This is a genomic window from Tateyamaria omphalii (assembly GCF_019802125.1).
GTDB classification, from domain to species: domain Bacteria; phylum Pseudomonadota; class Alphaproteobacteria; order Rhodobacterales; family Rhodobacteraceae; genus Tateyamaria; species Tateyamaria omphalii_B.
The window spans coordinates 1,594,191-1,609,826 of sequence record NZ_JAHVHT010000001.1; the positions used below are offsets into that span (position 1 = coordinate 1,594,191).

At 61.0% G+C, this 15,636-nt stretch carries 13 protein-coding genes and 1 pseudogene; 5 read left to right on the forward strand and 9 right to left on the reverse strand.

The window, feature by feature from the left end; translation table 11 throughout:
* Positions 1 to 80 precede the first annotated feature (80 nt).
* Positions 81 to 515, reverse strand: a complete 435-nt coding sequence (locus KUV51_RS07960) for a CBS domain-containing protein (protein ID WP_222521001.1) — start codon at positions 513 to 515, stop codon at positions 81 to 83.
* A 174-nt stretch (positions 516 to 689) separates the two neighbouring features.
* Positions 690 to 1,601, reverse strand: coding sequence for a LysR family transcriptional regulator (locus KUV51_RS07965; RefSeq protein ID WP_222521002.1), 912 nt, complete (start codon positions 1,599 to 1,601; stop codon positions 690 to 692).
* A 104-nt stretch (positions 1,602 to 1,705) separates the two neighbouring features.
* Here KUV51_RS07965 and KUV51_RS07970 point away from each other — a divergent pair, with 104 nt between their 5' ends.
* The 5 genes and pseudogenes from KUV51_RS07970 to mmsB all read left to right on the forward strand — a co-directional run bounded on the left by KUV51_RS07970 (position 1,706) and on the right by mmsB (position 6,758).
* The gene (locus KUV51_RS07970) at positions 1,706 to 3,205 is read left to right on the forward strand and encodes a CoA-acylating methylmalonate-semialdehyde dehydrogenase (RefSeq protein WP_222521003.1); all 1,500 of its coding nucleotides are present in this window, start codon (positions 1,706 to 1,708) and stop codon (positions 3,203 to 3,205) included.
* Position 3,206: 1 nt separating this feature from the next.
* The gene (locus KUV51_RS07975) at positions 3,207 to 3,644 is read left to right on the forward strand and encodes a hypothetical protein (RefSeq protein WP_222521004.1); all 438 of its coding nucleotides are present in this window, start codon (positions 3,207 to 3,209) and stop codon (positions 3,642 to 3,644) included.
* Positions 3,645 to 3,705: 61 nt separating this feature from the next.
* Positions 3,706 to 4,848, forward strand: coding sequence for an acyl-CoA dehydrogenase family protein (locus tag KUV51_RS07980; protein ID WP_222521005.1), 1,143 nt, complete (start codon positions 3,706 to 3,708; stop codon positions 4,846 to 4,848).
* Positions 4,845 to 5,789 (forward strand): annotated as a pseudogene (locus KUV51_RS22250) (enoyl-CoA hydratase/isomerase family protein); the annotation flags it as partial. The gene KUV51_RS07980 and the pseudogene KUV51_RS22250, both read left to right, overlap by 4 nt.
* A gap of 96 nt (positions 5,790 to 5,885) precedes the next feature.
* Positions 5,886 to 6,758: a 3-hydroxyisobutyrate dehydrogenase gene (gene mmsB / locus KUV51_RS22255; protein ID WP_315898809.1), complete on the forward strand. Its 873-nt coding sequence runs from the start codon at positions 5,886 to 5,888 to the stop codon at positions 6,756 to 6,758.
* A gap of 3 nt (positions 6,759 to 6,761) precedes the next feature.
* On the opposite strand, the gene KUV51_RS07990 is transcribed toward mmsB, so the two are convergent.
* From KUV51_RS07990 to KUV51_RS08020, 7 genes are all read right to left on the reverse strand, one after another.
* Entirely contained in the window at positions 6,762 to 7,019 is a 258-nt protein-coding gene (locus tag KUV51_RS07990; protein ID WP_222521007.1) for a hypothetical protein, read from the reverse strand.
* Between the two features lie 147 nt (positions 7,020 to 7,166).
* A complete protein-coding gene (locus KUV51_RS07995) occupies positions 7,167 to 7,874 on the reverse strand; it encodes a GIN domain-containing protein (protein WP_222521008.1) in 708 nt (235 codons plus the stop codon).
* Positions 7,875 to 7,947: 73 nt separating this feature from the next.
* Positions 7,948 to 10,830, reverse strand: a complete 2,883-nt coding sequence (gene uvrA / locus KUV51_RS08000) for an excinuclease ABC subunit UvrA (protein ID WP_222521009.1) — start codon at positions 10,828 to 10,830, stop codon at positions 7,948 to 7,950.
* A 103-nt stretch (positions 10,831 to 10,933) separates the two neighbouring features.
* Positions 10,934 to 12,085, reverse strand: coding sequence for an MFS transporter (locus KUV51_RS08005; RefSeq protein ID WP_222521010.1), 1,152 nt, complete (start codon positions 12,083 to 12,085; stop codon positions 10,934 to 10,936).
* 62 nt (positions 12,086 to 12,147) lie between these two features.
* Positions 12,148 to 13,545, reverse strand: coding sequence for a dihydrolipoyl dehydrogenase (gene lpdA / locus KUV51_RS08010; protein WP_222521011.1), 1,398 nt, complete (start codon positions 13,543 to 13,545; stop codon positions 12,148 to 12,150).
* A gap of 144 nt (positions 13,546 to 13,689) precedes the next feature.
* The gene (locus tag KUV51_RS08015; protein ID WP_222521012.1) at positions 13,690 to 14,268 is read right to left on the reverse strand and encodes a DUF924 family protein; all 579 of its coding nucleotides are present in this window, start codon (positions 14,266 to 14,268) and stop codon (positions 13,690 to 13,692) included.
* 90 nt (positions 14,269 to 14,358) lie between these two features.
* The gene (locus tag KUV51_RS08020) at positions 14,359 to 15,627 is read right to left on the reverse strand and encodes an MFS transporter (protein ID WP_222521013.1); all 1,269 of its coding nucleotides are present in this window, start codon (positions 15,625 to 15,627) and stop codon (positions 14,359 to 14,361) included.
* Between the last annotated feature and the right edge of the window lie 9 nt (positions 15,628 to 15,636).

Genomic DNA, 15,636 nt, shown 5'->3' on the forward strand with positions numbered 1-15,636 from the left:
GGGCGGCTCCGTCAGTCGTCTTGGCCGCAATGCAGCATTTCGCGCCCGCGATTGCAACCCGACAGGACGCGCGCGTGTGGTCAGTGACCCATGATCATGCCTTGCAGGGCATCCTTCTCCATCGCAAGCTCGGTCAGCCGCGCCTTCACGACGTCTCCGATGGTGATCAGACCGACAAGCTGGCCATCCTCGACCACAGGCATGTGGCGAAACCGGCGTTCCGTCATGGTGGACAGTACCGCATCGGCATCGTCGTTGCGCCCGCATGTAACGAGCTGTGTTGTCATATGCGCGTCGACCGCATCCGACAGGACCGAGCCGCCCTTCTGCGCCAGGACCCGCACGATATCACGCTCGGACAGGATACCATCGGCCGTTTGCGCATTTGCCGACACCACAACCGTACCGATCTTGCGCTCGGCCAAGATCTTCGCCGCTTCCGACACTTTCGTACCGGGCGGGACGGTGACAACGGCATCATCTGATTTTAACTTGAGAATCTGGTGCACAAGCATGTCTTCGGACCTCGCAACTCTGGGCTGTAACCCAGCGTCCGCCGCGGACAGGCCATCTGTCAAGAGTATGAAGAGCCTGCGGCAATCTACCGCCAGTTGAAATTGTGCGGAATAGCGCGGGCGTCCAGACCAGACAGAAACATGAATTTCGACCTGTAAGCATCTGATTTCGTGTTAAAGACTTCCTTCCAATCGTCCAACTTCAGCCCGCACAGCTTGGACAAGCAACTCGGCAACACGGTTGAGCCGCGCATCCCGCGTATCTGACTGGTGCCGGATCAGGTAAAAGCTGCGTGACAACGAAAATACCCCGTCCAAAACGCGGCGCACACCAGGGGCAAACGGCAATGCAAAGTCGTGGACAACGCCTATCCCACCGCCCTGCCGCAGTATGTTCAACTGGACCGCAACCGAGTTCGAAGCGAGTGCAACCCGCGCCACCCCGGCGTCGGCCAGATAGTCCAGCTCGCGGTCAAAGATCATATCGGGGATGTAGCCCACGACCCGGTGATGCTGCAGATCCTCCAGCCCATTCAACGGCGGCGCCTGTTCGAGGTATGTCTCGCTCGCTGCGAAATGCAGTCGGTAGTCTGTCATGCGCTGCACGGTCAATTGCCCGGCTGTGGGTGCGCTCACCCCGATTGCCAGGTCCGCCTCCCGCCGGGAGAGGTTGAACACACGCGGCAAGGCGACAATCTGGATGTCGAGGCTCGGATGCGCGTCCGCGAGCGCGGCACACACCTGCGGCAGCACGTAATTGGCACAGCCGTCGGGCGCACCGATCCGGACCTGCCCGGTCAACCCCGCATCCACCTCTGCCTGCCCTGCCCCGCTGATCCCCTCGGTGGCGGCACGCATTGCGATCTCGGCCGCCTCGGCCCTGTCGCGCAACCGCACCCCCGCTTCGGTCAATGCGTACCCTTGCGGAGACTTGCGGAACAAAACGACATCCAGATCCCGCTCGAGCCGCGCCACCCGCCGCCCGAGCGTGGCAGCATCCTTGCGCACCGCTTTGGCCGCGGTCGACAGCGTCTCGGCCCGCGCGACTGCGAGAAACAGGCGCAGATCATCCCAATGCGGCAGCATCGCTCCTCCATCATGCAAAAATGCAGAACCGTTTTGCCCAACTGCCCCTTTTACACGGTATTTTGCAAGACTATCCTGCGCCCAACAACGATCAGGAGGATCCGATGCAAGAGCTTTCCCACTACATCGACGGCGCCCATGTCAGCGGCACGTCGGGCCGTTTCGCCGACGTGATGAACCCAGCCACAGGCGAGGTGCAGGCCAAGGTGCCGCTCGCCTCCACCGAAGACGTCGCCATGGCGGTCGAGATCGCGGCCAAGGCCCAACCGGCCTGGGCCGCCACCAACCCGCAGCGCCGCGCGCGTGTTCTGATGAAGTTTGTGGACCTCTTGAACCGCGACATGGACAAGCTGGCCGAAGCGCTGAGCCGTGAACACGGCAAGACGCTGCCCGATGCGGCCGGTGACGTGCAGCGGGGCCTCGAGGTTGTTGAATACTGCATCGGTGCACCGCACCTGCTGAAGGGCGAATACACGGACAGCGCGGGCCCCGGCATCGACATGTATTCGATGCGGCAGCCGCTGGGGGTGACCGCGGGCATCACGCCCTTCAACTTTCCAGCCATGATCCCGATGTGGATGTTTGCCCCCGCCATTGCCTGCGGCAACGCCTTTATCCTCAAGCCGTCGGAACGCGACCCATCGGTCCCGCTGATGCTGGCGGAACTGATGGCGGAAGCAGGCCTGCCCAAGGGCATCCTGCAGGTCGTGAATGGTGACAAGGAAGCGGTGGATGCGCTGCTGCACCACGACGTGGTCCAATCCATCGGCTTTGTCGGCTCGACCCCCATCGCCGAATACATCTACGCCACCGGCTGCGCGAACGGCAAACGGGTGCAGTGCTTTGGCGGCGCCAAGAACCACATGATCGTCATGCCGGATGCCGACATGGACCAGGCCGCGGATGCGCTGGTGGGCGCCGGCTATGGCGCTGCGGGTGAACGCTGCATGGCGATCTCTGTCGCAGTACCCGTGGGCGACGACACCGCCGACCGGCTGATTGAAAAGCTGGTGCCGCGCATCGAAAAACTGAAGGTGGGTCCCTACACTGCCGGAAATGATGTCGACTACGGTCCTGTTGTCACCGCCGCGGCCAAAGCGAACATCGAACGGCTGGTGGAAACCGGCGTCGATCAGGGCGCCGAACTGGTGGTCGATGGGCGTGACTTCAAGTTGCAGGGCTATGAGGACGGCTATTTCGTCGGGCCGCACCTTTTCGACAAGGTGACCAAGGATATGGACATCTACAAAACCGAGATTTTCGGCCCCGTCCTGTCCACCGTCCGCGCGCAAACCTATGAAGAAGCCATTGGCCTCGCAATGGACCACGAATATGGCAACGGCACCGCCATCTTCACCCGCGACGGCGACACGGCCCGCGACTTTGCCAACCGGATCAACATCGGCATGGTGGGGATCAACGTGCCGATCCCCGTCCCGCTCGCATACCACACCTTCGGCGGCTGGAAGAAATCAGTTTTCGGTGATCTGAACCAACACGGTCCTGATGCGTTCAAGTTCTACACGCGCACAAAAACAGTGACGGCGCGCTGGCCTTCAGGCATCAAGGAAGGTGGAGAGTTTTCAATACCCGTTATGGAGTAAAATGCCAGTTCAGTTCCGTATTTTGCCGGACCGCGGCCTTGTCGTGGTTCGGTACACCGGCCATGTGGCCATCGAAGACACGATGCGCGCCACGCGCGCCTATGTAAGCCATCCGCACTACGCCGCCGGGCAAAAGCAGTTGGTCGATTTCAGCGCAGTCACCGGCTATGAAAAGGACTATGTCCGCTTCATGACAATGCAGGCCGCGAAGGCCGGGCGCTTTACGAGTTCCGGCACACAATCGCTTGTTGTCTACATCGCCCCCACTGCAATCAGTCAGGAATTGGCATCGCTTTTCTTCAAGTCTTGGAATGACGTGCATGCCGTTGTCCCCATTGTTCAGGACTCCGAGATCGAAGCGCTGACCCTGCTGGGTGAGACGGACGAAACGGTGGACACATTGCTGATGCCAGCGACCGGGCGACGGGCCTTGCAATAGTCCTGCAAACATCGGAATTTAACGTGCGTTCAATTCAAGGCGTCGCAAGACGGGAGGAACCATGGACTTCGCACTGACCGAAGAGCAAACAGCAATCTTCGACATGGCGCACGCATTCGGCCAATCCGAAATTGCGCCCCACGCCCGGGACTGGGAAGCGGCCGGCACGATCCCCAAAGACCTGTGGCCCAAAGTGGGTGAGCTGGGGTTTGCCTCGCTCTATGTCTCCGAGGATGCTGGCGGCGCGGGCCTGTCCCGTCTGGATGCCACGCTCGTGTTCGAAGCGCTGTCGATGGCCTGCCCTTCGGTCGCGGCCTTCCTGTCGATCCACAACATGTGCGCCAAGATGCTCGACAGTTTTGCAGACGACGATCTGAAAGCGCGTGTCATGCCCGACATCCTGAGCATGAACACCGTGCTCAGCTACTGCCTGACCGAACCCGGCTCCGGATCGGACGCCGCTGCCCTGCGCACCCGTGCGGATCGCACGAACGAAGGCTACACGCTGAACGGCACCAAGGCGTTCATCTCCGGCGGTGGCTATTCAGATGCGTATGTCTGCATGGTGCGCACGGGCGAAGACGGGCCAAAGGGCGTTTCTACCGTCTATGTTGAAGACGGAACCGAAGGGCTGTCGTTCGGCGGGCTGGAGGACAAGATGGGTTGGAAAAGCCAGCCCACAGCGCAGGTGCAATTCGACAATTGCAACATTCCCAGCGGCAATCTGGTGGGTGACGAGGGCTCTGGTTTCAAATATGCGATGATGGGCCTTGATGGCGGTCGCCTCAACATCGCCGCCTGTTCGTTGGGGGCTGCGCAGTCTGCCATCGACGCGACGCTGGCGTATATGGGCGAACGCAAGGCGTTTGGCCAATCCATCGACCAGTTCCAAGGTCTGCAATTCCGCCTTGCTGATATGGAGATCGAACTCCAAGCCGCCCGCACGTTCCTCCGCCAGGCGGCATGGAAGCTGGACAACGGCGCCCCGGATGCGACGAAGTTCTGCGCCATGGCCAAGAAATTCGTGACCGAGGCCGGATCGAAAGTCGTCGACCAATGCCTGCAACTGCACGGCGGCTACGGTTATCTGGCGGATTACGGCATCGAAAAACTGGTACGGGACTTGCGGGTACACCAGATCCTCGAAGGCACGAACGAAATCATGCGCGTCATCGTGGCGCGCGATATGTTGAAGAACCGATGACTGACATCTCCATCCGTATCATTGGCCACGCGGGCCGGATCACGCTTCAGCGCCCGCAGGCGCTCAACGCCATGACCTACGAGATGTGCCTCGCCATCGAAGCGGCCCTGGACACCTGGCGCGACGATGACACGGTCGCAGTGGTTGTCCTGGATGCCGAAGGCGACCGCGCCTTCTGTTCCGGCGGCGACATTGCGGAACTCTACGCGACCGGCACCAAGGGCGACTATGCCTATGGCCAAAAGTTTTGGGCCGACGAATACCGCCTGAACCACAAGATCTTTCACTACCCCAAACCGGTCATCAGCTTCCTACAGGGTTTCACCATGGGCGGCGGCGTCGGCATCGGCTGCCACGGCTCGCACCGGGTCGTGGGCGACAGCAGCCAGATTGCAATGCCGGAATGTGGCATCGGCCTTGTCCCCGATGTGGGCGGGTCGCTCATGCTGGCCCTCGCACCGGGACAGCTGGGCGAATACCTTGGCACCACTGCGGCACGCATGAACGCGTCCGACGCCATCTTTGCCGGGTTCGCGGATCACTACGTGGACGAAGCGCATTGGCCCGCCCTAATAGCCACGCTCGAAGCAACCGGCGACACGGGCTGCATCTCAAAGGCGGCAACCTCCCCGGCCCCCGGCCCGTTACAAGCCGCGATGCCCGACATCGACCGCCACTTTCACGGCGTGTCCCTTGGCGACGTCCTGACCACGCTCAAGGGCGAAGACAGCGATTTCGCCCGCGACACCCTCAAACGCATGTCCCGCAACAGCCCGCTCGCCATGGCCTGCACGATCGAAGCGCTCAACCGCCTGCGCGGCCCTTCCCTCACGCTGGAAAAAGCGCTCGACCTCGAATACCGCTTCACGGCACGCGCGATGGAACATGGCGACTTCCTCGAAGGGATCCGCGCGGCCATCATCGACAAGGACCGCAATCCGAAATGGCAATATGCCGACGGCTCGGTCCCGCCCATGGCCGTCAGCAAGATGCTGATGCCACTCGGCAAAATGGCGCTAGACTTCGGAGGAACAGGCATGAAGATCGGATTTATCGGATTGGGAAACATGGGCGCGCCGATGGCTGCCAACCTCGCCAAAGCGGGGCATGAGGTGACCGGCTTCGATGTCGCGGGCACAACCGCAGAGGGCGTGACAAGCGCCACAAGCGCCGCCGAAGCAGCTGCAGACCAGGACATCGTGATCACCATGCTGCCCAATGGCGACATCCTGCGGGCCGTGGCGAATGACGTGATCCCTGCCATGAAAGCGGGGGCCACGCTGATCGACTGCTCCACTGTCGATGTCGAAAGCGCCCGCGCGGTGGCCGCGCAGGCCGAAGTGACCGGACTGGGCTGCGTCGATGCCCCTGTCTCCGGCGGGATCGGGGGTGCCGCGGGTGGCACACTCACCTTCATGGCTGGTGGCACGCAAGCCGCCTTTGACGCAGCCAAACCGCTCTTCGACATCATGGGACAAAAGGCCGTGCATTGCGGCGATGCGGGTGCGGGTCAAGCAGCCAAGATCTGTAACAACATGATCCTCGGTGCGACCATGATCGCCACCTGCGAAGCGTTTGCACTCGCCGACAAGCTGGGTCTGGCACGGGACAAGATGTTCGACGTGGTCAGCACATCCTCGGGCTATTCGTGGACGATGAACGCCTACTGCCCTGCCCCCGGCGTCGGACCAACCAGCCCGGCAGACAACGACTACCAACCGGGCTTCGCCGCAGAGCTGATGCTCAAGGATCTGGGCCTCAGCCAGCAAGCGGCAGAGGCGGTGGACGCAGATACACCGATGGGCCAACGGGCGCTGGAACTCTACCAGCAGTTCGTCGAGAACGAAGGCGGAAAAGGCAAGGATTTCAGCGCCATGCTGCCCCGCTTCTTTGCGCGTGGCCGGGGCTGAGCGCTACTTCCCGACCGTGATCAGCAGCAGAACGCCAAACATCACAGGCACGAGGCCCACAGCGACGATGATCAGCGCTGGATAGCCCCAGGTGGCGATGGCGAGCCCCCACAGCGTGACCAGCACAAGGATGGCGTAAAGCACACGCGCCTCTGTCCCGATCAGGGCCGGCGTGATTGTCTTGGCAACGTCGGCAACGGCGTTCAGCCCATCGCGAATAAAGGATCCGCGCGGCGGTATTTGTGTGGTTGTTGAAGTCATGGAATGGAGCTCTCCGTTCAGGTTTCGCCTGAGTTAAGAGCCCCAGTTCCGGATTGAATGCGGCATTCTGACCGAAAGCGCCGGATAGGTCAGACAGGTTGACGCAGGCAACGGCCGCAGCACATTTTCGGCATCATTTTTGATGATTTACGAGCTGGGCAAGCTCACATCACCGCCCGAGCTTTCAGTGATCTTGGCATCGACCGGAGCGCCGTCCACGTCAATGTCCGCCCCGCTCGACGCGCGTGCCACCAAAGCCCCCGTGACGTGAACATCGATGTCCGAGCCGCTTGATGCCTTCGCCTCGACATCCTTGCACTCGAAATCCTCCGCATCGATGTTCGACCCGCTCGAGGCTTCCACCAGAAGTGATCCACAGGCTCCACGCACGTCCATATCGGACCCGGAACTGGACGTCAGTATGACATTCCCCGCCTCCAAACCGTCGATATCGACGTCTGCACCGCTGCTTGTCTTAGCCTGGAATATCTCGGGAAAACTGCCCGATGCTTCGACATAGGCGCCACTTTTGGCGGTCAGTGCGGTCAATGCGGGCATGTGCACCGTCACCGTGTAGTAATCCGCCATCCCCATGAGGATCATGGACGACCGCCCCTTGCGCGAAATGACAAGCGTATCGCCGTCCTGCTCAACAACCAGTTTGTGCGCGCGGGCGGTGCCCGACACATCCGACACAACACTGAAATCAGAACCGGAAAACACCTCGACCTTCACATGATCTGAGGCAACGATTTTTGAAAACCCGGTCAGGTCATGCACCGTTTCGTGCGCGGCCACGGGGGAGGTCAACGCGACAGCGCACATGGCTGAGGCGGCTAAACAAGATGGTCTCATCTTCACTCTCCTGACGTGATTGTGAAGATGAGATGGTGTTAATCCGATTCACATTCAAGATGTGCCGAGGGAATTACTCCGCCGCAACCTTGCGCGGTGCCAACATCGGTTTGAGGTAGCGACCAGTGTGGCTTTCCGCGACCTCCGCCACATCCTCCGGCGTACCTGTCGCGACCACTTGGCCACCACCATCGCCGCCCTCGGGGCCGATATCGATGATATGGTCGGCGGTTTTCACCACGTCCAGATTGTGTTCGATCACGACAACCGAGTTGCCCTGATCCACCAATTCATGGAGCACTTCCAACAGCTTGCGCACATCTTCAAAGTGCAAACCAGTTGTCGGCTCGTCCAGAATATAGAGCGTCCGGCCAGTCGACCGTTTCGACAGCTCTTTCGACAGCTTCACCCGCTGCGCTTCGCCCCCCGACAGGGTCGTCGCCTGCTGGCCGACCTTGATATAGCCGAGACCCACGCGCATCAGCGCATCCATCTTCTCGCGAATGGACGGCACCGCCTGGAAGAACTCCTGCGCGTCTTCGACCGTCATATCCAGCACATCGGCGATGGACTTACCCTTGAACTTGATCTCGAGCGTCTCGCGATTGTAGCGCGCACCCTTGCAGGTCTCGCACTCGACATAGACGTCCGGCAAAAAGTGCATTTCGATCTTGATGACGCCGTCACCTTGGCACGCCTCGCAGCGCCCTCCCTTCACGTTGAAGCTGAAGCGCCCGGGCTTGTAGCCGCGCGCCTTCGCTTCGGGCAGACCGGCAAACCAGTCGCGGATCGGGGTGAAAGCGCCCGTATACGTCGCCGGGTTCGACCGTGGCGTACGCCCGATGGGCCGCTGGTCGATGTCGATCACCTTGTCCAGATGCTCCAGCCCCTTGATCGTCTCGCAGGGCGCAGGCGTCTGGCGCGCGCCATTCAGTTGCATCGAAGCGGTCTTGAAAAGCGTCTCAATCGTGAGCGTGGACTTGCCCCCACCCGACACACCGGTCACACAGACAAACTTACCGAGCGGAAAGTCGACCGTCACGTTCTGCAGGTTGTTCCCCGTCGCCTTCACGACCGTCAGCTTCTTCTTGCCCTTCTTGCCCTTGCGCCGCTCCAGCGGCACCGCGATCTCGCGCTTGCCAGACAGGTAGTCACCGGTGATCGACCCGCTCGCCGCCAGCTCCGGCGGCGTGCCATGGGCCACCACCTGCCCGCCATGCACACCCGCGCCCGGACCAATATCGAACACGTAATCTGCCTCTCGAATGGCCTCCTCGTCATGTTCCACCACGATCACGGTATTGCCCTGATCGCGCAGGTTCTTGAGCGTACCGAGCAGCCGGTCATTGTCACGTTGGTGCAGGCCGATGGACGGCTCGTCCAGCACGTAGAGCACCCCGGTCAGACCCGAGCCAATCTGCGACGCCAAACGGATGCGCTGGCTTTCGCCCCCACTCAACGTACCACTTGAACGTGACATCGTAAGGTACTCAAGTCCCACATTATTCAGAAACCCAAGGCGCTCACGGATCTCCTTCAGGATCGCCCGTGCAATCTCGTTGTTCTGATCCGTCAGATGCTTCGGCACCTCCTGGCACCAGGCGTAGGCTTCGCGGATCGACATCTCGACCACCTGCCCGACGTGCAACAGGTTTTCGGGATCATCCCGCGGCCCGATCTTCACGGCCAGTGCCTCTGGGCGCAGACGGTACCCGCCACAATCGCCACAGGGTCGGTTGTTCTGATACCGCTCAAATTCCTCGCGGATCCAGTTCGAATCCGTCTCACGATAGCGGCGCTCCATGTTGGGGATCACCCCCTCGAACACGCGCGTCACCTGATAGACACGCCCGCCTTCGTCATAGCGGAATGGTATCTCATCATCACCCGAGCCGTGCAGAAACACCTGTTTCACATGGGCGGGCAGATCCTTCCACTTCGTCTGCGGATCAAACTCGTAATGCTTCGCAATCGCCTCAATGGTCTGCAGGAAATACGGCGACTTCCCCTTCCGCCAAGGGGCCAAGGCGCCATCATAGACCTTCAGATTCTGATCCGGCACGACCAAGCGTTCGTCAAAGAACAGCTCATGCCCCAAGCCGTCACAGGACGGACAAGCCCCAAAGGGCGCGTTAAAGGAAAACAAACGCGGCTCAATCTCGGGAATGGTGAAGCCACTGACAGGACACGCGAATTTTTCGGAAAACGTCGTCCGTTCCGGATCACCCTCACTCGGCGCGGTCTCGAGAATGGCAATCCCATCCGCCAGATCCAAGGCAGTGCGCAGCGAATCCGCCAACCGCGTCTCAAGCCCCTCGCGCACCACAATCCGGTCCACCACCACGTCGATGTCATGGCGGAACTTCTTGTCCAGCGTCGGCGGCTCGTCCAGCTCATAGAACGACCCGTCCACCTTCACCCGCTGGAAACCCTGCTTGCGCAGCTCCAGAAACTCCTTGCGGTACTCGCCCTTGCGGTCGCGAATGATCGGCGCCAGAAGATAGGCGCGCGTCCCCTCCTCCATCGCCATGATGCGATCGACCATATCCTGCACCTGCTGCGCCTCGATGGGCTTGCCCGTGGCCGGTGAATAGGGCGTGCCGACCCGGGCAAAGAGCAGACGCATGTAGTCATAGATCTCGGTCACGGTGCCGACGGTCGACCGGGGGTTCTTCGACGTCGTCTTCTGCTCAATCGAAATCGCGGGGCTCAGGCCCGAGATGTGATCCACATCCGGCTTCTGCATCATGTCCAGGAACTGGCGCGCATAGGCCGACAGCGATTCCACATAGCGGCGCTGCCCCTCGGCATAGATGGTATCAAAGGCAAGGCTCGACTTGCCCGACCCCGAAAGCCCAGTGATCACAACCAGTTGGTCGCGCGGGATATCCACGTCGATGGACTTGAGGTTGTGCTCGCGCGCGCCACGCACCTCGATATTCTTTTGCTCGGCCATGTCAGCCCCCCGGATTAACGAGTTGTACATAGGTCAGATGGCCGAAACAGCCAACGGAAAAGTTAGAACAAGGCGTGAACATGTCGCTTGCTGCCGCAACCTGTCAGGAGCGGCGCGCCGCCATCCACGCGTGGGCTGCAATCCCGCACAAAAAGACGACGATGCAGGTCCACACCAATCCTGGGAACCCGGCCACGCTCAGCACCGCAAGCAAGGCAGGCGTGCCCAGCGTGTTGCCCAGATTGCCCGTCTGCGCCAGCCCGCCATAGGCCTGTGATTGATGCGCGGCGGTGTCGTTCAACTGCGGCACAGCGGCAAAGCTCGCGCCCTGCACCAGCCCCAATGCACCAGCCAGTGCCAAACAGGCGATGGGCAAACCAGGCGCCACCCACAGCCACAACAGCGATGCGATGCACAACGCAAACCCGATCTGCACCAGCATCACCGCCGAGATATGGCGCAGCATGTAGACCCCGAACGTGAGCGACACGCCAATCGACACCAACGGCATCGCCCCAATGACCCAAGCCCGCCATTCCGGCGCGATGTAGGGCGGCAGCACCGTCAGGATGGCCAGAAAACAGAAGGTGTAGAACATCCACCCTGCCCCCGGCGCAGCGATCCGGGGCGAGGCATAGATGGTCACGTGATCCCGCAGAATTCCGCCAAGCGTCAGCCGCCCCTCCGGCGGTACCTCCAACGGGCGCAGGAATAAGCCAAGGATCACGGCAAAAACTGCCAGCCAGATGGCATGCGCGACAAAGAGCGCGGGCAGACCCATTGCATCAACCAATGGCAGCCCCAGCACCACGAGCAGCGTGAAGGCGACAGAGAAAAACGTACTCCACAGCGTCAGGGTAAATCCGCGATGCCGCTCCGCGCTCAACTGCGCAATCAGGGTCGGCGCAGCCACCACCATCGCCAGGTGCGACACGCCCTCCAGCGCGCGGCTCACCAACATCCACGGCAGGCTCGGCAATGTTGCCTGGAACAGCGACAGCGCGGCCCCGGCCCAAAGCGCCCACAGCATCGCACGGCGATAGCGAATGCGGGCAACGACCAGCCCCGCAACGACGCCAAGCACGATGCCAACGAAGCCGACCAAAGACACGATGAATCCAAGCGCCGCACCCGCATCCGGGTACACCGCCGGAAGCTGATCAAAGATAACGGAAATCTTGGCGTATTGCCCCGCTGCACCAAGCCCCGCGCCCCAAAGGGCGAAGACAAGCGGGAAGGACGTGCGGTCGGTCATGCCCCCCGGCTACGCTTGAACTCGGGGGGCTGCAAGGCCGCGATATGTGCGCGGCCTGCGTCTTACATGTGGATCACGCGATCATAGGCATCGAGCACACTTTCATGCATCATTTCCGACAGCGTCGGGTGCGGGAAGACGGCGTGCATCAGGTCTTCTTCCGTGGTCTCCAGAGCCTGTCCCACGACATAGCCCTGGATCAGTTCGGTCACTTCGGCCCCAATCATATGCGCGCCCAGCAGCTCACCGGTCTTTTCGTCGAACACCGTTTTGATCATGCCCTCGGGCTCGCCCAAAGCGATGGCTTTGCCGTTGCCGATGAACGGGAACTTGCCGACCTTGATCTTGTAGCCTGCCTCTTTGGCCTTCGCCTCGGTCAGACCGACACTCGCGACCTGCGGGTGGCAATAGGTGCAGCCGGCAATCGAATTCGGCTTGATCGGGTGCACGTCGTTCTTGCCCGCGATCAGCTCGGCCACCATGACGCCCTCGTGGGACGCCTTGTGCGCCAGCCAAGGTGCGCCCGCGATATCACCGATGGCAAAGATACCCTCGACCCCGGTGCGGCAGAACTCGTCTGTCACAACGTGGGTGCGGTCCACCTTCACGCCCAGCTTCTCAAGGTTCAGCCCCTCGACATTGCCGACGATGCCCACGGCGGAGATCACAGTGTCAAATTCGTGCTGCTCGACCTTACCGCCCACCTCGATATGGGCCGTGACCTTGCCCTTAGCGCGGTCCAATTGCTTGACCATCGCCTTCTGCATGATCTTCATGCCCTGCTTTTCGAATGCTTTCTTGGCAAAGGCGCTGATTTCCTCGTCTTCAACGGGCAGCACGCGGTCCATCACCTCAACCACGGTCGTGTCGGCCCCCAGCGTGTTGTAGAAGCTCGCAAATTCGATCCCGATGGCGCCCGAGCCGATTACGAGCAGCTTTTTCGGCATCCGCGTCGGCGTCAGCGCCGCTTTGTAGGTCCAGACCAACTCGCCATCCGCCTCAAGCCCCGGCAACTCGCGTGCCCGCGCGCCGGTGGCGAGGATGATATTCTTGGCTGTCAGCTCTTCGGTGCCCTTGTCGGTCTTGACCGACACCTTGCCCTTGGACGGGATCGTCCCCTCGCCCATGATGACCGTCACCTTGTTCTTCTTCAGCAGATGCTGCACGCCACCTGACAGCTGCCCCGCGACCTTACGCGAGCGGTCAACGACGGCGTCCAGATCGTAGTCGATGCCATCCGCCTTCAGGCCAAACTCCTTGGCCCGGTGCATCAGGTGGAACACTTCGGAAGATCGGAGCATCGCCTTGGTCGGAATACAGCCCCAGTTCAGGCAGATCCCGCCCAGATGTTCACGCTCCACGACGCAGGTGCTCAGGCCCAATTGCGCGGCCCGAATGGCCGCCACATAGCCGCCAGGACCAGAACCGATGATCACCACGTCAAAGGATTTCGCTGCCATATCAAGCTCCTCGCCAAGCGCTGCATCAAAACTAGTTTACCGTTAAACTATTTTTGGACAAGCCACAACGAAAGCCAAGCGCGACAAATCGACTGACGCAGGGGAAAGCCCTGCGCCACAAACGTTTCAACGTTCGGAAAAGTTTCAGGCGGCTTCGGCTGCCTGCAATCCGCGCACCACTTCGCCGTAGCCACCGGCGTCCAGGTGCGCCTGCTCGGCGGCGGTGGTTGCCCGCCCCAGAACCCCATTGCGATGCGGGAACCGGCCAAACTGGCGAATGACCTCGCGATGCGCGCGGGCATGCAGCAGAAACTCCGCATCGTCCATCCGCTCACAAATCAGGCGAACGGCACGGTCCTGATCACAGGCGTTCTCCGAATGCTCGAGCGGCATGTAGAAGAACTGGCGCGCAGGCGCATCGATGCGCATGTCCCACCCTTTGGCGATGGCCGACTTGGCCGCGGCAAGTGCCGCCTTGTCTGTCGAAAAGGCCGCCGCATCATCGCGGAACATGTTGCGCGGAAACTGGTCGGTCAGAATGATGTAGGCCAGTGCGCCCGACGGATAGGTCAGCCACAGGGCAAACTTACCCTCGGTCGCTGCTTTCCATGTCGCGCCAAAACGATCCCGTATGACCTGGTCAAAATCAGGATCGGATTTGAACCAATCCTCCGGACCACATTCGTCCAACCAGAACCGCAATATTTCGTCCGGACCCACCATGGCTGTCTATCTCCCTGCCCATGTCCCGCCAAAAACCGTTACACAGTTTACCTTGGGTCCCAAATCACGAAATACAACAGGCACGACACATTATGCCGCCCGTGTGTCGTCTTCGCCCTCCAGGTCCGTCTCGATGGCATATTCTTGTGCAATTTCCATGGCGACAGGCGTGGTTGTTGCCTGCGACATGACCACATACGCCCCCGTCTCGTCCACAGGCACCGTGGCGCGCTGAGTCGTCCGGTAGGCGGCGTAGCCGACAAGCGCCGCAAACAGCACACCCGTGAACATGTAAAAGCCCGACGGCCCCACGCTCTCCATCAGAGCGCCCACGATCAGCGGGCCAAAGACAGCGCCAAGCCCGTTGATAAACACCAACCCACCCGAAGCTGCCGCCATATCGTCGTGATCCAGAAAGTCGTTCGTGTGGGCCAGCAACAGCGAATAGAGCGGGTTCGACATGCCCCCCACCACAAAGGCCGACACCAGCAGCATCGCAAAGTTGCCCCCCAACAGCAGACCAATCACCGACCCTAGCCCGCCAATGGCGGCAGCAATCAGGATCAGCACACGGCGATCCATCCGATCCGAAATCCACCCGATAGGATACTGCAGCACCACTGCCCCGATAAAGAACGTCGACACAAAGGCTGAGATCTGCGCCACGCTCAGCCCCGCTGCGGTGCCATAGACCGCCGCCATCCCGAACTGCGCGGCAAACACGCCGCCCAGCAGAAACATGCCCACGCAGCCCAGCGGCGAATAGCCGACAAGCTCGCGCAGCGTCATCGGCTTCGTCGTGTCAAAGGCCGGGACCGGGCTGATCGACAGCAAAATGGGCGTGATCGCCAATGACACGAGGACCGACGGAATAACAAACAGGATGAAGCCCGACGGATCAGCAGTCAGCAGCAGGTACTGGCTGACAACAATACCCGTCGTCTGCACGATCATATACAGCGACAGCGCCTTGCCCCGGTTCGAATTGTCGGCCGCATCGTTCAGCCAGCTCTCCGCCGTCACGTAGACGGCCGAAAAACAGAAGCCGATCACAACCCGCCCTACGGTCCACGCCCACGGATCGGCAAAGGTCGGGTACAGGATCATCACCGCCGAGATCAGGGAGGCCAGCGCCGCAAACACCCGCACATGGCCCACGCGCTGAATCATGCGCGGCGCCATACGACTGCCGCCCAGAAAGCCAAGGAAATAGGCCGACATCACGATCGACATCTCGGCGGTCGAAAATCCCTCGATCTCGCCCCGGATGCCCAGCAGCGTGCCCTGCATGCCGTTGCCGACCATCAAAAGGCCCATGCCAAACAAAAGCGCCCACGCGCTTGTCAGTACCTGGAACATCTCGCCAAA